The 19,547-nt window shown below is 69.3% G+C and carries 25 protein-coding genes; 7 read left to right on the forward strand and 18 right to left on the reverse strand.

Annotated elements, in window-relative coordinates; all coding sequences use genetic code 11:
- The first annotated feature begins 4 nt into the window (after positions 1-4).
- Both ACWCOV_RS13240 and ACWCOV_RS13245 read left to right on the forward strand, forming a co-directional pair.
- Positions 5-1,339 (forward strand): sulfatase-like hydrolase/transferase, encoded by a 1,335-nt coding sequence (locus tag ACWCOV_RS13240; RefSeq protein ID WP_449829490.1) that lies wholly within the window; start codon positions 5-7, stop codon positions 1,337-1,339.
- 139 nt (positions 1,340-1,478) lie between these two features.
- Positions 1,479-1,952 (forward strand): DoxX family protein, encoded by a 474-nt coding sequence (locus tag ACWCOV_RS13245; protein WP_449829491.1) that lies wholly within the window; start codon positions 1,479-1,481, stop codon positions 1,950-1,952.
- 35 nt (positions 1,953-1,987) lie between these two features.
- On the opposite strand, the gene ACWCOV_RS13250 is transcribed toward ACWCOV_RS13245, so the two are convergent.
- The gene (locus ACWCOV_RS13250) at positions 1,988-2,443 is read right to left on the reverse strand and encodes a nuclear transport factor 2 family protein (protein WP_449829492.1); all 456 of its coding nucleotides are present in this window, start codon (positions 2,441-2,443) and stop codon (positions 1,988-1,990) included.
- A gap of 124 nt (positions 2,444-2,567) precedes the next feature.
- Here ACWCOV_RS13250 and ACWCOV_RS13255 point away from each other — a divergent pair, with 124 nt between their 5' ends.
- Both ACWCOV_RS13255 and ACWCOV_RS13260 read left to right on the forward strand, forming a co-directional pair.
- Positions 2,568-3,110 (forward strand): TetR/AcrR family transcriptional regulator, encoded by a 543-nt coding sequence (locus tag ACWCOV_RS13255; RefSeq protein ID WP_449829493.1) that lies wholly within the window; start codon positions 2,568-2,570, stop codon positions 3,108-3,110.
- Positions 3,107-4,141, forward strand: a complete 1,035-nt coding sequence (locus ACWCOV_RS13260; RefSeq protein ID WP_449829494.1) for a hypothetical protein — start codon at positions 3,107-3,109, stop codon at positions 4,139-4,141. Before ACWCOV_RS13255 ends, ACWCOV_RS13260 begins: the two co-directional genes overlap by 4 nt.
- Here the strand turns inward: ACWCOV_RS13260 and ACWCOV_RS13265 are convergent.
- Positions 4,138-5,883, reverse strand: a complete 1,746-nt coding sequence (locus ACWCOV_RS13265; protein ID WP_449829495.1) for a hypothetical protein — start codon at positions 5,881-5,883, stop codon at positions 4,138-4,140. The two genes, ACWCOV_RS13260 and ACWCOV_RS13265, sit on opposite strands and share 4 nt — an antisense overlap.
- Before the next feature lie 40 nt (positions 5,884-5,923).
- A complete protein-coding gene (locus tag ACWCOV_RS13270; protein WP_449829496.1) occupies positions 5,924-7,606 on the reverse strand; it encodes an ABC-F family ATP-binding cassette domain-containing protein in 1,683 nt (560 codons plus the stop codon).
- 161 nt (positions 7,607-7,767) lie between these two features.
- Here ACWCOV_RS13270 and ACWCOV_RS13275 point away from each other — a divergent pair, with 161 nt between their 5' ends.
- Both ACWCOV_RS13275 and ACWCOV_RS13280 read left to right on the forward strand, forming a co-directional pair.
- Positions 7,768-8,814 carry a hypothetical protein gene (locus ACWCOV_RS13275; protein ID WP_449829497.1) on the forward strand — a complete coding sequence of 349 codons (1,047 nt, stop codon included), beginning with the start codon at positions 7,768-7,770 and terminating at the stop codon, positions 8,812-8,814.
- A gap of 25 nt (positions 8,815-8,839) precedes the next feature.
- Positions 8,840-9,994, forward strand: coding sequence for a hypothetical protein (locus ACWCOV_RS13280; protein WP_449829498.1), 1,155 nt, complete (start codon positions 8,840-8,842; stop codon positions 9,992-9,994).
- Position 9,995: 1 nt separating this feature from the next.
- Here the strand turns inward: ACWCOV_RS13280 and ACWCOV_RS13285 are convergent, their stop codons facing one another.
- The 13 genes from ACWCOV_RS13285 to ACWCOV_RS13345 form a co-directional block, all read right to left on the reverse strand.
- Positions 9,996-10,787, reverse strand: a complete 792-nt coding sequence (locus tag ACWCOV_RS13285; RefSeq protein WP_449829499.1) for a hypothetical protein — start codon at positions 10,785-10,787, stop codon at positions 9,996-9,998.
- Positions 10,780-11,301: a SigE family RNA polymerase sigma factor gene (locus ACWCOV_RS13290; RefSeq protein WP_449829500.1), complete on the reverse strand. Its 522-nt coding sequence runs from the start codon at positions 11,299-11,301 to the stop codon at positions 10,780-10,782. The genes ACWCOV_RS13285 and ACWCOV_RS13290 overlap by 8 nt, the downstream gene beginning before the upstream one ends.
- A 90-nt stretch (positions 11,302-11,391) precedes the next feature.
- Positions 11,392-11,538 (reverse strand): hypothetical protein, encoded by a 147-nt coding sequence (locus ACWCOV_RS13295; protein WP_449829501.1) that lies wholly within the window; start codon positions 11,536-11,538, stop codon positions 11,392-11,394.
- Positions 11,539-11,670: 132 nt separating this feature from the next.
- A complete protein-coding gene (locus ACWCOV_RS13300) occupies positions 11,671-12,267 on the reverse strand; it encodes a class I SAM-dependent methyltransferase (protein ID WP_449829502.1) in 597 nt (198 codons plus the stop codon).
- Positions 12,260-13,072 carry a tRNA pseudouridine(38-40) synthase TruA gene (gene truA, locus ACWCOV_RS13305; protein WP_449829503.1) on the reverse strand — a complete coding sequence of 271 codons (813 nt, stop codon included), beginning with the start codon at positions 13,070-13,072 and terminating at the stop codon, positions 12,260-12,262. Before truA ends, ACWCOV_RS13300 begins: the two co-directional genes overlap by 8 nt.
- A gap of 73 nt (positions 13,073-13,145) precedes the next feature.
- On the reverse strand, positions 13,146-13,679 hold the full coding sequence (gene rplQ / locus ACWCOV_RS13310) for a 50S ribosomal protein L17 (RefSeq protein ID WP_449829504.1): 534 nt from the start codon (positions 13,677-13,679) through the stop codon (positions 13,146-13,148).
- 50 nt (positions 13,680-13,729) lie between these two features.
- Positions 13,730-14,755 carry a DNA-directed RNA polymerase subunit alpha gene (locus tag ACWCOV_RS13315; protein ID WP_360535690.1) on the reverse strand — a complete coding sequence of 342 codons (1,026 nt, stop codon included), beginning with the start codon at positions 14,753-14,755 and terminating at the stop codon, positions 13,730-13,732.
- A 103-nt stretch (positions 14,756-14,858) separates the two neighbouring features.
- Positions 14,859-15,467: a 30S ribosomal protein S4 gene (rpsD, locus tag ACWCOV_RS13320; RefSeq protein ID WP_449829505.1), complete on the reverse strand. Its 609-nt coding sequence runs from the start codon at positions 15,465-15,467 to the stop codon at positions 14,859-14,861.
- 25 nt (positions 15,468-15,492) lie between these two features.
- Positions 15,493-15,900 (reverse strand): 30S ribosomal protein S11, encoded by a 408-nt coding sequence (gene rpsK, locus ACWCOV_RS13325; RefSeq protein ID WP_012923659.1) that lies wholly within the window; start codon positions 15,898-15,900, stop codon positions 15,493-15,495.
- A 41-nt stretch (positions 15,901-15,941) separates the two neighbouring features.
- A complete protein-coding gene (rpsM, locus tag ACWCOV_RS13330; RefSeq protein ID WP_360527791.1) occupies positions 15,942-16,313 on the reverse strand; it encodes a 30S ribosomal protein S13 in 372 nt (123 codons plus the stop codon).
- Positions 16,314-16,499: 186 nt separating this feature from the next.
- Positions 16,500-16,613 (reverse strand): 50S ribosomal protein L36, encoded by a 114-nt coding sequence (gene rpmJ, locus ACWCOV_RS13335; RefSeq protein ID WP_008361054.1) that lies wholly within the window; start codon positions 16,611-16,613, stop codon positions 16,500-16,502.
- A 35-nt stretch (positions 16,614-16,648) separates the two neighbouring features.
- Positions 16,649-16,870, reverse strand: coding sequence for a translation initiation factor IF-1 (gene infA, locus ACWCOV_RS13340; RefSeq protein ID WP_012923661.1), 222 nt, complete (start codon positions 16,868-16,870; stop codon positions 16,649-16,651).
- A gap of 160 nt (positions 16,871-17,030) precedes the next feature.
- Positions 17,031-17,360 carry a winged helix-turn-helix transcriptional regulator gene (locus tag ACWCOV_RS13345; protein ID WP_449829506.1) on the reverse strand — a complete coding sequence of 110 codons (330 nt, stop codon included), beginning with the start codon at positions 17,358-17,360 and terminating at the stop codon, positions 17,031-17,033.
- Positions 17,361-17,436: 76 nt separating this feature from the next.
- Between ACWCOV_RS13345 and ACWCOV_RS13350 the strand changes: the two genes are divergently transcribed.
- Positions 17,437-18,300, forward strand: a complete 864-nt coding sequence (locus ACWCOV_RS13350; RefSeq protein ID WP_449829507.1) for an NAD(P)-dependent oxidoreductase — start codon at positions 17,437-17,439, stop codon at positions 18,298-18,300.
- On the opposite strand, the gene ACWCOV_RS13355 is transcribed toward ACWCOV_RS13350, so the two are convergent.
- Both ACWCOV_RS13355 and ACWCOV_RS13360 read right to left on the reverse strand, forming a co-directional pair.
- Positions 18,284-19,096, reverse strand: a complete 813-nt coding sequence (locus tag ACWCOV_RS13355) for a hypothetical protein (RefSeq protein WP_449829508.1) — start codon at positions 19,094-19,096, stop codon at positions 18,284-18,286. The genes ACWCOV_RS13350 and ACWCOV_RS13355 overlap by 17 nt on opposite strands.
- Entirely contained in the window at positions 19,093-19,539 is a 447-nt protein-coding gene (locus ACWCOV_RS13360) for a DUF1707 SHOCT-like domain-containing protein (RefSeq protein ID WP_449829509.1), read from the reverse strand. Before ACWCOV_RS13360 ends, ACWCOV_RS13355 begins: the two co-directional genes overlap by 4 nt.
- Between the last annotated feature and the right edge of the window lie 8 nt (positions 19,540-19,547).

The raw sequence follows: 19,547 nt of genomic DNA on the forward strand, positions 1-19,547 counted from the left end.
TCTGATGCGCCCTAACGTGATCGTCTTCTTCACCGACCAGCAGCGCTGGGACACCGTCGGGAGCCCGCTGGGCATCACGCCCAACCTCGACCTGATGGCCCGGCACGGCACGTCGTTCGAGGCAGCCTGCACGACCAACCCCGTCTGCGCACCGGCCCGTGCGGCCATGCAGACGGGCATGTACCCGACCAACACCGGCGTCTACCGCAACAACGTGCCGCTGCCGACCGACGCGCCCACGCTGGGCCGGCTGTTCGGCGCGGCCGGCTACCAGACCGGCTACATCGGCAAATGGCACCTCGGAACGCAGGAGCCGGTGCCCGTCGAGGAGCAGGGTGGATACGACTTCTGGCTCGCGTCGAACCTGCTCGAGTTCACCTCGGACGCGTACCGGACCGTCGTGTACGACCGGGACGGCGAGCCCGTCCGCCTGCCCGGCTACCGCCCCGACGCGTTGACGGACGCAGCGATCCGGTATGTCGCCAGAGCCTCGGCCGATGACCGCCCGTTCATGCTCTTCCTGTCGCTGATCGAGCCACACCACCAGAACGAGCACGACGACTACCCGGCCCCGGAGGTCTACCGGGACACCTACAACGGCGCCTGGTTGCCACCGGACCTTGCCTCCCTCCCAGGTACGGCGCACCAGCACGCCGCCGGGTACTACGGCCAGATCAAGCGGGTCGATGAGTGCCTTGGCAGACTCCGCGACGCCTTGGTCAGCCTGGACCTGCTCGACGACACCCTCGTCGTCTACACCTCGGACCACGGGTCGCACTTCAAGACGCGGAACAGCGAGTACAAGCGGTCGCCGCATGACGGATCGGTCAGGATCCCGCTGGTCGTCGAGGGTCCCGGCTACCGCGGTGGTACTCGCGTCGGAGTACCTGTCAGCACGGTCGACGTAGTACCGACGGTGCTCGACGCAGCCGGAATCGAGTTGCCTGATCATCTGGACGGCGTACCCCTGCGGCAGCGGACGGTCAGTGAGCCGGTGCTGATCCAGGTGAGCGAGTCCGAGGTCGGCCGTGCGGTGCGCACGGAGCGGTGGAAGTACTACGTCCACGCACCGGAGATCGGTGACGAGCCGGCGGCGGATCGCTATGTGGAGAAGGCGTTGTACGACCTGACCGCCGACCCGTACGAGCTCGACAACCTGATCGACAGCGCCGGGCATCAGACGGTCGCCGCGCAGTTGCGGGAGGCGCTGATCCGCGAGGTGCTTCGGATCGAGAAGCAGACGGTGACGGTCACGCCGTACCCGGACGTGCGGGACCGCGGGCGCTTTGCCGAGACCACCGTCCGGCGCCTCGACCTGGACGGCCGCCGGCTCGAGTGACGTACTCCCGGCGGCCTCAGGGTCTCCCTGAGTCGTACCGCGGCTGGGGTAGGCGAACTGCCGTCGACTGCCGGACGCGGTAGGCGCAGTCCGGCGGCGACGCTGTGGTGGACATCGACTGTGACAGGGAGAAACCACCATGAACGCCTTGCTCCACAAGGGAAACAAGATCGCCGACTGGCTCGGGCAGCGCAGCGTCGACATCCTGCGGGTCAGCCTGGGCCTGGTCTTCCTCGGGTTCGGACTGCTGAAGTTCTTCCCGGGCGCCAGCCCGGCGGAGGCCCTGGTGATGCGGACCATCGACACGCTGACCCTCGGCGTCATAGAGGGACGCAACGCCGTCCTGCTGACCGCGCTGCTGGAGTGCTTCATCGGGCTGACCCTGGTCACCGGAAAGTTCCTGCGCACCGGACTGCTGGTGCTCGGGTTCTCGCTGGTCGGGATCATGTCGCCGCTGGTGCTGTTCTTCGGCGACCTGTTCCCCGGCACCCCGACGCTGGAGGCGCAGTACGTGCTGAAGGACATCGTGCTGGCCGCGGCCGGCCTGGTCGTCGCCGCGAAGGCGCTGACCGCGATGCCGGTCCGGATTGGAGATGGCCCCAGGCGGGCTTGATGCCTCGGTCCGGGGCCATCCGGCGCCTCTGCCGACTACGACGCGGCAGGGGCGCCGGCCGGTTCCTGCAGTTTTTCGACCAGTTGGCCGACCTGGCCGCGGGCCTTGGCCATCGCCACGTGGTCGATGTAGTCACGGGACTCCACGATCAGCCCGTCGCGGACCCGCAGCACGAAGATCGCCGGCGCCCGGAACGGCTCCCCGCTCGCCAGCACGGTCCCGGCGTACTCGAACTCGGCGACGATCACCTCCGGGTCGGCGGTCTGGTGGACCCGGATGTTCTCCGGCCGGAACCGGATCGACTCGACCGCCCGCGGGGCGTTCACCCCGAAGTGCTCACTCAGCGCGTCCCGGCTGAGCAGCGGCCGGTCGCCGTACGGGTTCATCGGGTGCCGGACGTCGGTCTGCTCGGCGTACAGCGCCGGGAGGGCGTCGAAGTCGCGGTCGGCGACGCCATGGACGAGTTTCAGGAAGACCTCTTCGGGAGTCATCGGGACGGACCCTCTCATCGATTAAACGGAGTATCGACTCCGAATATACGGAGTACCCACTTCGGTTACAACCCAATGGTGGGCGGCGGCGTCTCCTAGGCTGAAGGGGCGAGAGGGGAGCAGGGTGCGAGCAGACGCGCGGGACAACCGGGCCAGGATCATGACCGCGGCGGACGAGGTGTTCGGCCGGTCGCCGAACGCGTCCACCGACGACGTGGCGAAGCTGGCCGGGGTCGGGATCGCGACGGTGTTCCGGCACTTCCCGACCAAGACCGAGCTGCTCGAGGCAGTGCTCACGCTGCGGCTCGAGCGGTTGCGCGACACCGCCCTCGAACTTGCCGCCAGCAACCATCCCGGTCAGGCGTTCTTCGGGTTCTTCACCCAGGTGGTGTCGGAGTCCGCGTCCAAGCTCGCGATCGCCGAGGCGCTCACGGCGGCCGGCTCGCTGGGCGGCGCGGATGCCCGGAAGGCGGGCGCGGGGCTGCGGGAAGCGTTCGGCACCCTCCTCACCCGGGCTCAGGAGACCGGCGCAGTACGGCGTGATGCCGGGCTGGCCGAGGTGTACGCGCTGCTGATCGGCGCGTCCCGCGGTGCGACCGCGGTCGGGCTCGAGCCGGAGGTCCGCGACCGGATGCTCGCGCTGGTGTTCGACGGCCTGCGTCCGTGAGGCGGCGCTGGAAGACCTGGTCGCGCCGGCGCCGGGTCGTGCTGCTCGTCGTCCTGGTCTTCGTGCTGCTTGTGCCGGTGCCGCTCAGCGCCTTCGCGGTGTCGCTGCGGATCCAGTACGTCGGTGAACCGGCAGCCGAAGCCCGGACGCGCAACAACGACGCACTGTGGCTGGGCCATGCCTGGATGGACGGGCGGAAGACCGAGGCCGACGTGACCGCGCTGGCCCGTCAGCTCGAGGGCACGGGGATTCGGGACCTCTACGTGCACGCCGGTCCGCTGGAGCACGACGGCACGCTGCCGCTGGCCAAGGTGTCGCCGCGGGCGCAGTGGTTCACGACGGCCATGAAGGCTGCGGCTCCCGCCGTACGCGTGCAGGCCTGGCTGGGGGACATCGTGCAGCCGGGGAAGAACCCGGGCATGGACCTGGACGATCCGGCGGTGCGGACACGCGTGGTGGCGTCGTCGGCCGCCGTACTGGACCAGGGGTTTCAGGGCATCCACTTCGACTTCGAGCCGGTGCACTCCGGGTCGGCCGGCTTCCTCGCCGTACTGGACGAAACGCATGTGCTGACGGAGAAGCGCGGCGTTCCGCTGTCCGTCGCGGCTGCTCAACTGGAGCCGCTGTGGCGGGTCAACGCACTCCCACTGGCAATCGCCGGCGAGGGCAAGTGGTGGTCGCAGGACTACTTCGCCGAGGTCGCCCGCCGCGTCGAGCAGATCGCCGTCATGTCCTACGACACCGCGATGCCTCTGGAGTCCTTGTACGGCGGCTATGTCGCGCAGCAGACCAAGCTGGCGCTGGAGGCGACACCGGCATCAACGGACCTCCTCATGGGCCTACCGGCGTACTGGGAGAACAACCCGTCGCATTGGGGCCACGCGGAGACGGTCGCCGCGGCGGTCCGGGGCGCGCGGCTCGGTCTGGGCAAGTCAAACCGTCAGAACTTCGGCCTGGCCATGTACGTCGACTTCACTGCCACCGCGGACAACTGGGCGGCCTACCGCGACGGCTGGTGCGTCAGCCCTTAGACCAGACGTGCTAGGAGGGCGGCCCCCACACACGCCGCGAAGAAGAGCGTATCGACCAGTGCCTGCGGGTTGAGCCGGCGCCGGGCCGGTGTGGCCGGTAGTCCGGTCCGCGCTCTGAGCCGTAGCGCCTCGAGGACTGCAGCCACGTCTACGGGACGCTTTAGCCGAGTGATCTGGTGGCTGTCGCGGCCGGCCCTGAGTGCTACCCAGTTGCTGTGCACCTCGACCGAGTCGACCGTTCGCCAGTCCACGACCAGCTCGGACCAGCCACGCCGGAAGCGCACCTCGTCGGCCGACACACTGACGCGATCGAAAAGGTCGTCGCTGAGGAAGCGCAGCACCGTCGCGGCCGCGACCACCGCACCGATCGCCGGGAACCAGTCACCAACACTCACGAACCACGCGACCGCGACAGGCCCGCCCAGCAACGCCCCGATCAGCGCAGGCCAGCACCACCACGCGGCCGGCTCGCTAGGCACCGACCAAGGCAGTGGCGGCGTCTCCCGCGCCGCGTCGACGAGCCTGAACTCGGCGTGCACGTTCCTCGGGTCGACGTTCACCGACGTAGGCAAGCTGGCGGCGGCCTCGACACTCCAGGGCAGCCGGCGCGGTGCACGCATCGGAGCCGTCGGGCGCAGCGCGAGGTCACCCAGCAGCACCGTCGGCCAACCACCTTCGGCGAGCTCCCCCACCAGCAAGGCCTCACCCTGGTAGCGCTGGACCGTCTGGAGCCATTCCTGGCGAACGGAAGCCGGCGCGTCCGGCTCGTCGTCGTCGAGCTGATCGATCGCGTCGAACAGCCGGTCGTCCGCTGCCGCGTCGTCCAGGGCGGCTGGTAGGAAGGCTAGTGCGGTGGTGCTGTTGCTGAGGCTGATGACGAAGTCTGCCGAGGCGTCCGGTGTGATCCGGACGGGGAGGCCGGCGGCGGTCCATGACTGGCGAGGGCGGGCTCGACGTCGCCGGATGTCCCGGTAGGCAAGGAGAAGCGCCAGCAACCACGCGCCACCGGCCACCGCATACCAGTGCGTGTAGTCCGCGGGCTCCACGCGCAGCCGGACCCACTCGTCATCCGCCGGATCGATCAGCACCGGGATCTGGGTCCCTGGCTCGTAGTCGTCCAGCGGGATGATGAACCGCCGGTTGCCATCCGGCAGCCTGAGCTCCAGCTCATCGTCGTGGCTGTCACCGGCGACGGCTGTCTGCTCCACGGCCCGCTGCAGATGCACCTGCTCCTGCTGGTCCTGCCACCGCATGACCCCGAGACCAGCTGCTCCTGCCACCAGCAGCAGGACTGCAACAACGAGCCGCCCCGACAGGCCCAGCGGCTTCGCTGCAGGGACCGCCACCGGCCGTCTCGGCAGGTCAGCCGTCAGTGCGACCTGCTTGCGACGACTGACAGCGAACCAGACCAACAGAGCGAGGCATGCACACGCGAACAGCGCCCACTCGGCTAGTACTGCGCCCCCGTCGTACCAGACCTGGGCCGCGAAGAACACCAGCCCCGCAACGGCAGCGACGCGAGGCTGCCACCACCACAGGACCAGCGAGGCGAAGGCAGGAACCAAGGTCAGCGCGAACGCCACGTCAGGCGCACAGATGCTGGGGTCCTCCGTGCACGGCACGTCCTCGGTCGTCGTCAGCGACACCGTGGTCGCAGCGACCCACAGGACCGGCATCAGCCAGCGGTAGACCCAGCTGGGCACGACCGTGCCGGCCCAGCGCTTGGCCAGGTCTGCTGACATGACGAGCTCCCCCCTCGTTGGCGTGGGAGAACTGTACGGGTCAGCGGGCCCTCTCGACGCGCCCTTCGTCCCAGACGGGTTCGTTGGACTCGTAGACCGAGCCGTCGGCGCCGAAGACCAGGTAGCGGTCGAACCCGCGGGCGAACCAGCGGTCGTGGGTCACCGCGAGGACCGTGCCGTCGAACGAGTCGAGACCTTCCTCCAGCGCCTCGGCCGACTCGACGTCGAGGTTGTCGGTCGGCTCGTCGAGCAGCAGGAGCGTGGCGCCGGACAGCTCGAGCAGCAGGATCTGGAAGCGGGCCTGCTGACCACCTGACAGGCTGTCGAAGGTCTGCTCCGCGGCATGCGCCAGCTCGTACCGGTCCAGCTTCCGCGAGGCCAGCTCGCGTCCCATGCCCTCCCGGTGCTCGTCACCCCGGTGCAGGATCTCCAGCAGCGTCCGGCCGACCAGCTCCGGGTGCTCATGCGTCTGCGCGAACCACCCCGGTCGCACCCGTGCACCCAGCTTGGCGTTGCCGGTGTGCCGCACTGGAGCGATCTGTACGTCGCCGACCGGCCGGTGCTCCACGTCCGGATCCGAGCCGCCGTTGGCGAGCAGCCGGAGGAAGTGCGACTTGCCGGACCCGTTCGACCCCAGTACGGCGACGCGTTCGCCGTACCAGACCTCCAGGTCGAAAGGCTTCATCAGACCGGTGAGCTCGAGTGCGGTGCACACCACCGCGCGCTTGCCAGTGCGGCCGCCGGTGAGGCGCATGCTGACCTTCTGCTCGCGCGGGATGGCCTGCGGCGGCCCGGCCTCCTCGAACTTGCGCAGCCGGGTCTGCGCGGCCCGGTAGCGCGAGGCCATGTCGGAGTTGTACGCCGCCTTCTGCTTGTACATCAGCATCTGGGCGCGGAGCTTCGCGTGCTCCTCGTCCCAGCGTTTGCGCAGCTCCTCGAACCGCTCGAACCGGTGCTGCCTGGCCTCGTGGTACGTCTTGAAGCCGCCGCCGTGCGTCCACACCGTGTTGCCGGCCGCACCGAGCTCCACGGTGACGATCCGGGTCGCCGTGTTCGCCAGCAGCTCGCGGTCGTGGCTGATGTAGAGCACGGTCTTGTCGGTGGCCCGCAGCTGCTCCTCCAGCCAGCGCTTGCCCGGTACGTCGAGGTAGTTGTCCGGCTCGTCCAGCATCAGGACCTCGTCCGGTCCGCGCAGCAGCGCCTCCAGGACCAGGCGCTTCTGCTCGCCGCCGGACAGCGTCTTCACCTCACGCCAGCGGCACCGGTCGAACGGGATGCCGAGGGCGGCCGTCGTACAGACGTCCCAGAGGACCTCTGCGTCGTACCCGCCGACCTCGCCCCAGTCCGCCACGGCCTGCGCGTACTTGAGCTGGGTCTTCTCGTCGTCGGCCTCCATCATCGCCAGCTCGGCCTTGTCCAGCTCGGCCGCGGCGGTCTGGATCGCCTCCGGGGCGACCGAGAGCAGCAGGTCGCGCACGGTCGAGGAGTCCCGCACCGAGCCGACGAACTGCCGCATCACCCCGAGCCCACCGGACCGCGCAATGCTCCCGCTGTGCGGCTTCAGGTCCCCCGCGATGATCCGGGTCAGCGTGGTCTTCCCCGACCCGTTCGCCCCGACCAGCGCCACCTTGGCGCCGTCCCCGACCCGAAACGTGATGTCGTCCAGCAACACCCGCCCGTCCGGCAACTCGAACCCGACCCCACCGACATCCACGTGACCCATTCCCCCAGTCTGACAACCCAGGCACCCTCCCCGCGACCGGTTATGGTTGCCCGAACCAACGGGAGACGGGGTCGATGGCATTCAGGCGTGGGCGACTGCTCGACCCCAGGTCGCAGGACTGGGCGAGGGTGGCGGCGGTCATTCGGACCGTTGCGAGCCGCATGGAGCAGCCGCAGACCCGGTGGAACGGACGCATCTACCTCGAGCTGAGCAGCGCTGAGGGGGCCGCCGGACCGGACGGCGGGATGAGCGTCAGCGATGCGACCGTGCTGCAGCCCCTGGAACGGGCGTTCAGGGGCGAGGAGCTGACACCTGCTGAGCTCTACAACCTGCGGGACGCGCTCGTCACGCTCACCCACGAGTCACTGCACCTGTGCCATGAGGTGCAGGACACCGACGGAAACGTCCGGTTCTCGGCCGCCGAGCGAGCCTTCGAGGAGGGCCTGGCGGAGAACTGGGCGCAGGACAACGTCCATCACGTGATCCAGGCCCTGCACCTGGACGTCAGGTACCCGGAGTTGCTCACCCAGCCACGACTCGACGCCTATCCGGCCTTGCAGGCGGCGAGCAAAGAGCTGGTCGGCGGTGTCGCCACGCTGACCGGCAGAGAGCCCGGCGAAGTCGGCCGGCTGCTCCAGGGGACCAGGTCGAACGAGCGGTTCGGCGTCGTCGCGGACCTGGTGATCGAAGCTCGGCGCGACGAGATCACCGGCGACGTGGCGGAGCTTCGCGGCCGGCTCGAGCAGGCGCTGCAGGAGAAGTTCGCCCCGGTGCTGGCCGTCGAGGGCGACGACCTCGAGGGGAAGGCCGCGCGCGGCGCCGAGGTGGGCAGGCTGACGCTGGCCGAGGTCGACCGCGTGCTGACCGCGCCGGCCCCCAGCGAGACGGTCGAACCTCAGCACGTCCCGCGGACCTGGGAAGAGGAGATCCTCGCCTGGCAACAGCAACAGCAACAGCACGCGCAGGCGGCGCAGCAGGCACAGCAGGCACAGCAGCAGCCGGCTGCACAGACCTGGGAGGACGAGGTGCTCGCCTGGCAACGACAGCAGGCGCAACAACCGGCCGGGGACGTCAGTGACTTGCGGAAGTTCCTGGATGATCAACGGCCCGGTCTGGGCGGCGGCGCGAACATCGCCGACGCCTCGTCGACACCGGGTGCCATCCGGAGCGTCATATCGCAGCGCAGTCGCGGGCACGGGGTGGAGTGACCTGCCGGGTCGGCAGGATTCGGGGGTGAGTGTCGCCCATCCTTCGAGGGGGCGTCTTGGTGCGCTGATTCCGCCGGGGACGCCGGAGTACGCGGTGGTGGCGAGGGTTGTCGAGGCCGTCGTACGCCGTACCGGGATGCCGTCGCAGTGGAACCTCCGGTTGCACGAGCAGATCGGCGGGCAGCACGCGGCCTTCGCGCAGATCGGTGGGCCGATCGCTGCGCACCGGGCGATCGTCCTGGAACCGCTGGTACGGGCGGGCGCGGATCCGTGGCGGGCTCGGTTCGCGATGATCGTGCTGGTCCACGAGGCGGAGCACCAGACGAGCGTTCTCGGCGACGACAGGTCCCCGGACGCGGTCAAGTTGATGTCACCCGAGGACACCGCGCTCGAAGAGGCGCGAGCAGTGCTCAGGTCGGAACGCGACACCGACGAGGTCATCCGGGAGATCGGGCTCGACCGCGAGGTGCCCGGGATCCTGGACGCGGAGGTCGACTGGGGATACCCGGCAGTCAGCCGTTGCCTGGCGGACAGCGTCGACGCGCTGGCCGTGCTCACCGACCGGCCGGCCGACGAGTTCTGGGCGACGATCGACAAGACACCACGGCCGCAGCGGTTCAACGCGCTGGCCGACCTGGTCATCGACAAGCGGCTGGGCGACGTGATGCCGGAGTCTCACCGCGCTCTGATGCGCGACCGGCTCACCAGGTCACTGCGGCAGGAGCTCGGCGCGCTGATGCACTACGAAGAGGCCCGGCCCGGTCGGCCCACCGCCGAGGAGGCGGCCCGCTTCGGTGCGGAGCATGCGCAGCGTGCCGTCGCCGACCTGAGCGAGCGCCTGGCGGACGCGGAGGCGCACTACGCAGCTAACCCGGGCTCCGAACCACCGCTGTCGCCACACGAGCAGGAGTTTCTCGCAGACCTGAAGACCCACCAGGCCGTGCAGCGGGTGCAGGAAACGCTGGCGGACCTGCAGCGCTTCCTGGGATCACAGACCGGACAAGGCGCGACAGGGATGCCACGAACGGCGCCTGTGGAGCCTGTGGGTAGGCCAGTCGAGCCCGGCGTTGGGCCGGGCGGGGGTGCGGCGGCGGGGGGCGCCGCGGCGTCGGGTGCGGCAGCGGCCGGACGGGTGGTGCAGTTCCGGCCCAGGCAGGAGCGCGGACCGGCCGTCGACTGACTCACCAGTCTTTGAGCGCCTCCAGGTAGGTGCCACCGGCCGGGCGGACCGTGCCGGTCATGAAGAGCTTGAGCGGTGCGGAGTACAGACCGAAGGTGCGGGATCCGGTGAAGAAGCCGGCTGAGTCACAGCCGTCGTACTGCACCCAGATCTCCCGTACGCCGGCGGACGTGTCGAACCGCAGCACGATGGCCTCCGACGGCTGGGCGGCCTGTGGTGCGCACTTGAACACCGGCAGGTCGGGGTTCCGCTCGGGCAGCACCTTGATCGCGTCGACCACCTGCTGCGCGATCGTGGCGTTGAAGGCCCGCTGGCCGAGCAGCATCGTCGCGCCCGGGGTGAGCCGGTAGCGACACGCCTGCATCCCGAAGACCGGCGTCTCCACGTCCAGCCCGGTGCCCCGCGGTACGGCGATGGCCCCGTTCGGCTGCTGGATCGGGTGGTCGGCCGGACAGCCGGCGTCCGCCTGCGGTGGCACGAACTTCGGCGTACCCGACTCGGTGCCGGCAGTCCCACGCTCCGTGTTGCCACTGCTGTTGCTGTCCTGGGCGCTCGACGCGATCGGCGACGGCTCCCCGATGGCGTTCCAGACGCCTCCGATCGAGACGGCGACCACGGCGGCCGCCGCGGCCATCGCCATGCCCTGCCGCCGCTTGCGGACCCGCCGGCGAGCCTCTGCCGCCAGCCCGCTGCCCCGCAGCCCGCCGGCGCGGTCGGCCTGGTGCTGGAACGCGTCGGCGATCTTGGGGCCGAGCTCCTGCTCAGACTCGTGCTCGTGCTCGTGCTCAGGCATCCTCGGCTCCTTCCCTGCTCAGCGTGGTCTTCAGTGCTGCCAGTGCCCGGTGTACATGTGACCGGGCGGTCGCCTCCGCGCAGTGCAGCAGCGCACCGATCTCGGCGTACGAGAGCTCCTCGTAGAAGCGCAGTACGACGGCTGCCCGCTGCTTGTCCGGCAGCGTCGCGCACAGCGCCCAGACGGCGTCGGACTCCGCCCGGTCCGCGACCCCGTCCGGCGCCGGTGGCCCGGTGCGGACCGGATCAGCCGACGGGGCTTCGCGGCGGCGGAAGCGACGCCACCAGGAGATGTGCGCGTTGACCACCATCCGCTTCACGTACGCCTCGGGGTCGTCAGCGCGGCTGACCCGGCTCCAGCGGGCACAGGCGGTCGTCAGGGCGTCCTGCACCGCGTCCTCGGCCAAGCTCTTGTCGCCGGTCAGGACGTAGGCGAAGCGCAGCAGGGCGTCCGCCTTCTCGGTCACCCAGAGCTCGAAGTCGATCGAGCCAGTCCGTGCCTCTGCTGCCGCCAAGGCTGCCTCCATACCCTCAGGACGGCGCTCCCGCCCGATCCGTTGCAGCCGGTTTCACCGTCCCGTGGCTGACACGGTGGACAAATACCATCACACCCCATGGATCGTGGTGTGCTCCTGAACGGGCAAGACAACGTCCAGCGTGTCACCGGCACCCTGCACGACGCCGTGCACGAGCTCTGCGAGCGGGTCGGCGAGGTGTCCGGGCTCGCGCCCGGCGACCTGCACAACAAGCATCAGCTCACGCCCCCCGCCGAGCGCTGGTCACTTACCGGGCAGGTGGCACCGGGGTCGCAGCCGGGTGCCGGCGCGAGCTACGACCGGCCTGCGTCGGATAGGGATTCGCGCCGCAGGCAACGAGTTGGGTGGCTAGCGGGTCGCGCGGAGGACGCGGAAGCCTTTGGCGCTGGCCTTTCGCTCGCAGGGGTAGCCCTGGTCGGTCAGCCAGCGTTGCAAGGAGTCACCGCCGAGGTTCTTGCCGACGACGAACCACGCCACGCCACCAGGCGCAAGACGCTCGAGCCAGCGCAGCAGCATCTTGTGCAGTTCGGGCTTGCCGATGTGGATCGCCGGATTGGACCAGATCTGGTCGAACCGCACGTCCTCGGGTACGGCGTCCGGCAGCACAGCATGCACGCGGTCGGCCACACCGGCCCGCTGCGCGTTCTCTGCGGTCAGCTCCAGCGCCCGCGTGTTCACGTCGACCGCCCAGACCTCAGCCTTCGGCGCCTCGACCGCCAGCGCACAGGCGATCGGCCCGTAGCCGGTCCCGAGGTCCAGGTACGTGCCAGTGCCGCTCGGCGGGTCCACCTCGCGCAACAGGACCGCCGTACCGATGTCCAAGCGGTCCCGCGAGAACACCCCGGTGGCTGTGGTGAAGGTGTACTCCCGTCCCCAGATCCGAGCCTCGACAGTACGGCGTACGTCCGCCGAGCCCGGCTCTGCCGAGAAGTAGTGGTCAGCCACGCTGGTGCACCTCTCCCCTGACCTGGCGGGCCTGCAACGCCCGCGCAGCCAGCTCGTCGTCGGCTGGGTAGCGCACTTCCTCCAGTGTGAGCCCGTGCGCAGGCAGGACGGAGACAGCCGAGTCCCGCACCTTCCCCGCCAGTACGGCGGCCGGCCAGCTCACGTCACGCCGTCCGTCACCCACGGGGACCAGCGCACCGACCAGAGCCCGCACCATGGAGTGGCAGAACGCGTCTGCGATCACAGTGCCCTCCAGCAGGCCTGGCCCTGTCCGCTGCCACGAGTACTCCAGCAGCGCACGCACTGTGCTGGCGCCCTCCCGCTTCTTGCAGAAGGCCGCGAAGTCGTGCTCACCGAGCAGTCCGGCGCTGGCGGCGTTCATCCGGTCCACGTCGAGGGGGCGGCCCACTCGCAGCACATGACCGCGCTGCAGCGGGTCCCAGCCTGTGGGGTCGTCACACAGGCGGTACACGTAGCGACGGGCGAGAGCGGAGAACCGGGCGTCAAAGCCGTCTGGAGCCGCTGTCACGGCCGTAACAGCCACATCCTCGGGTAGTACGCCGTTCAGGCTTCTGAGCAGCCTGAGGGGCTCCACAGCGCCTTCGACGTCCACATGGGCGACCTGGCCACGCGCGTGTACGCCGGTGTCCGTCCGGCCGGCGCAGGTCACGGTCGGCGGCTCCGGCAGCCGCAGTACGACCCGGAGCGTCTCCTCCAGCACGCCCTGCACGGTCCGGAGACCCTCCTGGCGGGCCCAGCCGTGGAAGGCCGTTCCGTCGTACCTCAGGTCTATCCGCCAACGCACACGGCAATCTAACGCAACAGTGCCCCCGCACCGTGTGGTGAGGGGGCACTGCTGGTGGCTCAGGGCCGACGACTCACTTGTCGTCGGTCTTCGCGTCCTCGGTCGTGGCGTCGTCGGCGACGACGTCCTGGACCTTGGCCTCGTCCTCGACCGTCTCGTCGGTCTTGTCCTCGACCTTGGCCTCGTCCGCCGCCGCAACCTTCTTGGCCGGAGCCTTCTTGGCGGCCTTCTTCGCCTTCGGCGAGTCGGCCAGCGCCTCGACCAGCTCGATCTTCACCATCGGCGCGTTGTCACCCTTGCGCGGGCCGAGTTTGGTGATCCGGGTGTAGCCGCCCGGACGGTCGGCGTACCGCTCGCCGATCTCGGTGAAGAGCACGTGCACGACGCTCTTGTCCTTGATCCGCTTCATCACCTGGCGGCGCGAGTTCAGGTCACCACGCTTGGCCTTGGTGATCATCTGCTCCGCCAACGGCTGCAGGCGCTTGGCCTTGGCCGCGGTGGTGGTGACGGCGCCGTGCTCGAACAGCGACGTCGCGAGGTTGCTGAGGATCAGCTTCTCGTGCGCCGGGCTGCCGCCCAGCCGGGCACCCTTGGTGGGGGTTGGCATCTCTTGACTCCAGAAAGTTCAGGCCACTCGGACCCGGGGGTGGTTGGCTCTCAGTACTGCTCGGTCTCGGCGAAGCTCTCGTCCTCGTCGTCGGCCTCGGTGCCGTAGGCCTCGGTGGCCGCACGCAGGTCGAAGCCAGGAGGCGAGTCCTTCAGCGACAGGCCCATCTCGGCCAGCTTCAGCTTGACCTCGTCGATCGACTTGGAGCCGAAGTTGCGGATGTCCAGCAGGTCCTGCTCGCTGCGCGAGATCAGCTCACCCACGGTGTGGATGCCCTCACGCTTGAGGCAGTTGTACGACCGGACGGTCAGCTGCAGGTCCTCGACCGGCAGCGCCAGGTCGGCCGCCATCTGCTCGTCCACCGGCGACGGGCCGATGTCGATGCCCTCGGCCTCGACGTTCAGCTCGCGGGCCAGGCCGAACAGCTCGACCAGCGTCTTACCGGCCGACGCGACGGCGTCGCGGGGCAGCATCGACGGCTTGGTCTCGACGTCGACCACGAGGCGGTCGAAGTCGGTGCGCTGCTCGACACGGGTCGCCTCGACCTTGTAGGTGACCTTGAGCACCGGCGAGTAGATCGAGTCGACCGGCATCCGGCCGATCTCGGCGTCGGCGGACTTGTTCTGGATCGCCGAGACGTAGCCCCGGCCCCGCTCGACGACCAGCTCCATCTCGAGCCGGCCCTTCTCGTTCAGGGTGGCGATCTTCAGGTCCGGGTTGTGCACCTCGACACCGGCCGGCGGCGCGATGTCCGCGGCGGTGACGTCACCGGGGCCCTGCTTGCGCAGGTACATGGTGACCGGCTCGTCGTGCTCGGAGGAGACGCACAGGTCCTTGAGGTTCAGGATCAGCTGCGTGGCGTCCTCCTTGACCCCGGCCACGGTGGAGAACTCGTGCAGGACGCCGTCGACCTTGATGCTGGTCACGGCGGCCCCCGGGATGGAGGACAGCAGGGTACGGCGGATGGAGTTGCCGAGGGTGTAGCCGAACCCCGGCTCGAGCGGCTCGATCACGAACCGCGAGCGGTGCTCGTCGACGACCTCTTCGGTCAGGGTGGGGCGCTGGGCAATAAGCACTTCGTGTTCCTTGTCTGCTCGCGACGACCACTATTTGAGGTCGCGAAGGTGAAGAAACGGATCCGGCCGGCCGGCGGCCCGGAGGCCACCGGCCGGCGGTGGATCAGTTCTTCGAGTAGAGCTCGACGATCAGGTGCTCGGCGACCTGGGTGTCGATCTGCTGCCGGGTCGGCAGCTGGTGGACGAGGATGCGCAGCCGCTCGGGCAGCACCTCGAGCCAGGCCGGGACGACGCGCTCGGAGTGCGTCTCCCGGGCGATGATGAACGGGGTCGTCTCGACCGACTTCGCCTTGACATCGATGATGTCGTGCGCAGCCACCCGGTACGACGGGATGTTCACCTTGACGCCGTTCACGGTGAAGTGACCGTGCACGACGAGCTGACGGGCCTGCCGCCGGGTCCGGGCCAGGCCGGCGCGGTAAACCACGTTGTCCAGCCGGGACTCCAGGATGATCAGCAGGTTGTCACCGGTCTTGCCGGAGCGCCGCGAGGCCTCCTGGTAGTACCGGCTGAACTGCTTCTCCAGCACGCCGTAGGCGAAGCGGGCCTTCTGCTTCTCCCGCAGCTGGAGCAGGTACTCGCTCTCCTTCGGGCGGCCGCGGCCGTGCATACCCGGCGGGTACGGACGACGCTCGAACGCCTTGTCGCCACCGACGAGGTCGACCCCGAGACGGCGCGACTTCTTGGTCATAGGTCCGGTGTAACGGGCCATGGTTGTTCTCGCTCCTCTCGAAAGGTCAGACCCGGCGCCGCTTGGGCGGGCGGCAGCCGTTGTGGGCGGTCGGGGTCACGTCCTGGATGGTGCCGACCTCGAGGCCGACGGCGCCCAGCGAACGGATCGCGGTCTCACGGCCGGAGCCGGGACCCTTCACGAACACGTCGATCTTGCGCATGCCGTGCTCCATCGCCCGGCGCCCGGCGGCCTCGGCGGCCATCTGCGCGGCGAACGGAGTGGACTTGCGCGACCCCTTGAAGCCGACGGTGCCCGCGGAAGCCCACGAGATGACCGCGCCGGTCGGGTCGGTGATCGTCACGATCGTGTTGTTGAACGTGCTCTTGATGTGCGCGTGGCCGGCGGCCACGTTCTTCTTCTCCTTGCGGCGCACCTTCTTCGCGCCGGCCGCGGTGCGGCTCTTGGGAGGCATAGGTCAGTTGCTCCTGGGGTGGTCGACGGTCATCCGGGTCATCACTTCTTCTTCTTGCCGGCGATCGCCTTGCGACGACCCTTGCGGCTGCGGGCGTTGGTCCGCGTGCGCTGACCACGCACCGGCAGGCCGCTGCGGTGCCGGCGACCCTGGTACGACCCGATCTCGATCTTGCGGCGGATGTCCGCGGTCACCTCACGACGGAGGTCACCTTCGATCTTGTAGTTGCCCTCGATCCAGTCCCGGAGCTTCACCAGCTCCTCGTCGCCCAGCTCGTGGACGCGCTTGTCCCCGGAGATCCCGGTGCTCTTCAGCGTCTCCAGGGCGCGGGTACGACCGACCCCGAAGATGTAGGTGAGAGCGACCTCGATGCGCTTGTCGCGCGGCAGGTCGACCCCTACGAGGCGTGCCATGTGGCGGTGTTCCTTTCGTCGGCAGAGGTGTGGTGGCGCGCCGCGTCCTTGCCCGCCTCGGTGAGTGCTTCACCGGCAAGGCCCCGGCCTCTGTTCCGGGGGCAGCATCCAGCCGTGGTGCTCAGAGCTGGACGAGCGTGCGCGCTGTGGTGCGAAAAGTGCTGTGTACTGCTCGAGTGGGGCTGGTCAGCCCTGCCGCTGCTTGTGCCGCGGGTTCTCGCAGATCACCATGACCCGGCCGTGACGGCGGATCACCTTGCACTTGTCGCAGATCTTCTTGACGCTCGGATTGACCTTCATCGAGCTTCTTTCTTCGACAGGTGTTGGTGGTGGTCTTACTTGTACCGGTAGACGATGCGACCCCGGGTGAGGTCGTACGGCGACAGCTCCACGACGACCCGGTCCTCGGGGAGGATCCGGATGTAGTGCTGCCTCATCTTGCCGCTGATGTGCGCGAGCACCTTGTGCCCGTTGGACAGCTCAACACGGAACATCGCGTTCGGCAGGGCCTCCACGATGGTGCCCTCGAGTTCGATGACTCCCTCTTTTTTGGGCATGTCCTCGCACTTCTGTAGACGACGTACTGAATGATGGTTTCTGTCTCTTGGCGCCCTCCCGACCGAGGTCGGGCAGCCGCGGGCACGACGAGCCAGAGGCTACAAAGAGCCAAGGAAAGAGTGTACGCCACTCCCCCAGGCGAAACCCAATCGAGACCGCTCAGCGCCCCCGTGAGCCCTCCAGTTCGCCCAGATGCTCCGCTCCCCAGGCGTCCAGCGGCGCCAGCGCCACGTTGAGTGACTGCCCGAGCTCGGTCAGCGAGTACTCCACGCGCGGCGGGACCTGGTGGAAGACCTCGCGGTGAACGATGTCGCGGGACTCCAGCTCGCGCAGCTGCTGGATCAGCATCTTCTCGGTGACGCCGGCGATCTCCCGGCGCAGCTCCCCGAACCGCATCGGCCCGTGGTGCAGCGCCCACAGGATCCGCGGCTTCCACTTCCCGCCGATCACGTCCGCGGCGGCGTCCAGGCCGCAGGTGTACGGAAGCATTACTTACCTTTCCGTCAGTACCGCACCATTTAGTGAGTACTTGTCCATCCTAAAGCGTCCGGTCAGGGTTGACGACATGAAGACTCCCGTCACCGTTCTCGGCCTCGGCGCGATGGGCACCGCCCTAGCCCGGGCCTTCCTGGCCGCCGGCCACCCGACCACCGTCTGGAACCGCACTCCCGGCCGCTCCCCCGAGCTCGACGCCCTCGGCGCCACCCGCGCCGCCACCGCGGCCGACGCGGTCGCCGCCAGCCCGCTGGTCGTCGTCTGCCTGCTGGTCGACACGACCGTGCGCCGTACCCTCGAAGGCCTCGACCTGAGGGGCAAGACCGTCGCCAACCTCACCAACGGCACCCCGGCCCAGGCCCGGGGCACGGCCGCCTGGGCCACCGAAGCCGGCGCGGAGTACCTCGACGGCGGGATCATGGCCGTGCCCGCGATGATCGGCGGACCCGCCGCCTTCATCTTCTACAGCGGCTCCCCGGTCGCCTTCGAGCGGCACCAAGCCGACCTCGCGGCGATGGCGCGGCCGGAGTACGTCGGCAGCGACCCGGGCCTGGCCGCGTTGCACGACATCGCCCTGCTCAGCGGGATGTACGGCATGTTCGGCGGCGCCCAGCACGCACTGGCACTTGCCACCAGCGAGAAGGTCTCCGCGGTGCGGTTCACCGAGGACTACCTGCTGCCCTGGCTGACGGCGATGCTCGGCAGCCTGCCGCGGATCGCCAAGGACCTGGAGGAAGGCCCCGAGGGACCGGCGGGTTCCAACCTGGCGATGCAGGCGGCCGGCTACGACAACCTGGTCGACACCGCGACCGGCCAGGGCGTGGATCCCGCGCTGCTCATCCCGATGGGCGACCTCCTGCGGAAGGCGGTCGCCGAGGGTCACGGCGACGAGGATCTGGCTGCGCTTGTCCCGCTGCTCAGGGCTGGTGCGTAGCGGCCCACTGCTCGCCTTCGCGCCAGATCTGCTCCGGCATCAGGTCGAGCAGGTCGCAGGCCGCGTCCAGCTGCGCGAGGGCGGTGGCGGAGTCGCGGTACGCCGGCAGGATCGCGACGAAGCGCCGTCCCTCGCAGCTGAACCCGAACGCCGGCACCTGGGCCAGCGCCTCGACCGCCCGCGGGTGCAGCACCGTCTCCGCGTGGTCCTCCCGGCCGTTGAACAGGCAGAACCGCCCAGGCAGCCCGTCGACCGTCAGCTTGATCGGCAGCAGGCTCGCGGCAGCTACCGGCGCCAGCGCGGCCGGCAGCAGCTGTAGCGGTGGCAGCGGCCGATCGACCTGGAGATCAAGGAAGTCGAAGCCGAGGTCGCGCCGGCCGACCTTGTGCCGGAACCGCCCACTGGCGAACTCCCGGCCGCGGTGCCGGCCGGTGGTCACGTCGTAGACCTCGGCCTCCGGATCCGCCGAGAACGGCGGGAACGGCCAGCGCTCCCGCAACTCCGGCCGGTCGACGCTGAGCCGCCAGCCCATCTGCTCGACGACGTCGCCCCAGGCCTTCCGCCGCCGGCTGTCGGCGACCCGCAGGCCGAGTGTGAACCCGATCAGCACCAGGAACCAGGCGAGCATCAGCCAGCCGACCCAGCGCGGTTCCAGCAGCAGCCCGCCGATCGCCAGCGGTACGGCGACCGCGAACCAGATCACGTAGACGAGAGCAGACCCCTGCCGCAACTGCCAGTCCCAGTCCGGCCGCAACCGCGGGCCGGTGACGCGTCGGGTGACCGGGGCCGCTGTCAACGGCGCTTTCCGAGGTTGCTCAGGGCGAACAGGGTCCACGGGATCAGCAGCCAGACCGGCCAGAAGTGCGGCCAGTTCCCGCCGTTGGCGGCGCCGATCACGAACCAGATCACCACGTTGATCAGGACGACGCCGGTGAAGCCGCCGCCCAGCGCCGCCAGTCCCTTCGGCCCGTCCTGCTTCTTCCGCTCCGGGAACTCACCCGGGGCCGGGGCCGGCTTGCTGTCCTGCACCACCGCGGGGGTCTGGTACGTCCGCACCGGCGGCAGGTCACGCACCAGCGGCTCCAGCTCGCCGTACGTCTGCACGGAGTAGAGCTGGTCGAGCCGGGAGCTGAACTCGGGCTGGTCCAGCCGGCCGTCCGCGAACGCGTCCCGCAGCCGGCCGGCGATCTTGTCCCGGTCGGCTTCGGTGAAACGCTGGTGCGGCTGGTACTGAGGCATAGCTCAAG

The organism is Kribbella sp. NPDC002412 (assembly GCF_053592935.1).

What these genes read in the sequence shown, in the direction of transcription:
- ACWCOV_RS13240 (WP_449829490.1), top strand. Translation starts at nt 5, where the DNA reads ATGCGCCCTAACGTGATCGTCTTCTTCACCGACCAGCAGCGCTGGGAC.
- ACWCOV_RS13245 (WP_449829491.1), top strand. Translation starts at nt 1,479, where the DNA reads ATGAACGCCTTGCTCCACAAGGGAAACAAGATCGCCGACTGGCTCGGG.
- ACWCOV_RS13250 (WP_449829492.1), bottom strand. Translation starts at nt 2,443, where the DNA reads ATGACTCCCGAAGAGGTCTTCCTGAAACTCGTCCATGGCGTCGCCGAC.
- ACWCOV_RS13265 (WP_449829495.1), bottom strand. Translation starts at nt 5,883, where the DNA reads ATGTCAGCAGACCTGGCCAAGCGCTGGGCCGGCACGGTCGTGCCCAGC.
- ACWCOV_RS13270 (WP_449829496.1), bottom strand. Translation starts at nt 7,606, where the DNA reads ATGGGTCACGTGGATGTCGGTGGGGTCGGGTTCGAGTTGCCGGACGGG.
- ACWCOV_RS13275 (WP_449829497.1), top strand. Translation starts at nt 7,768, where the DNA reads ATGGAGCAGCCGCAGACCCGGTGGAACGGACGCATCTACCTCGAGCTG.
- ACWCOV_RS13285 (WP_449829499.1), bottom strand. Translation starts at nt 10,787, where the DNA reads ATGCCTGAGCACGAGCACGAGCACGAGTCTGAGCAGGAGCTCGGCCCC.
- ACWCOV_RS13295 (WP_449829501.1), bottom strand. Translation starts at nt 11,538, where the DNA reads ATGCTTGTTGTGCAGGTCGCCGGGCGCGAGCCCGGACACCTCGCCGAC.
- rplQ (WP_449829504.1), bottom strand. Translation starts at nt 13,679, where the DNA reads ATGCCAACCCCCACCAAGGGTGCCCGGCTGGGCGGCAGCCCGGCGCAC.
- rpsD (WP_449829505.1), bottom strand. Translation starts at nt 15,467, where the DNA reads ATGGCCCGTTACACCGGACCTATGACCAAGAAGTCGCGCCGTCTCGGG.
- rpsK (WP_012923659.1), bottom strand. Translation starts at nt 15,900, where the DNA reads ATGCCTCCCAAGAGCCGCACCGCGGCCGGCGCGAAGAAGGTGCGCCGC.
- rpsM (WP_360527791.1), bottom strand. Translation starts at nt 16,313, where the DNA reads ATGGCACGCCTCGTAGGGGTCGACCTGCCGCGCGACAAGCGCATCGAG.
- rpmJ (WP_008361054.1), bottom strand. Translation starts at nt 16,613, where the DNA reads ATGAAGGTCAATCCGAGCGTCAAGAAGATCTGCGACAAGTGCAAGGTG.
- infA (WP_012923661.1), bottom strand. Translation starts at nt 16,870, where the DNA reads ATGCCCAAAAAAGAGGGAGTCATCGAACTCGAGGGCACCATCGTGGAG.
- ACWCOV_RS13345 (WP_449829506.1), bottom strand. Translation starts at nt 17,360, where the DNA reads ATGCTTCCGTACACCTGCGGCCTGGACGCCGCCGCGGACGTGATCGGC.
- ACWCOV_RS13350 (WP_449829507.1), top strand. Translation starts at nt 17,437, where the DNA reads ATGAAGACTCCCGTCACCGTTCTCGGCCTCGGCGCGATGGGCACCGCC.
- ACWCOV_RS13360 (WP_449829509.1), bottom strand. Translation starts at nt 19,539, where the DNA reads ATGCCTCAGTACCAGCCGCACCAGCGTTTCACCGAAGCCGACCGGGAC.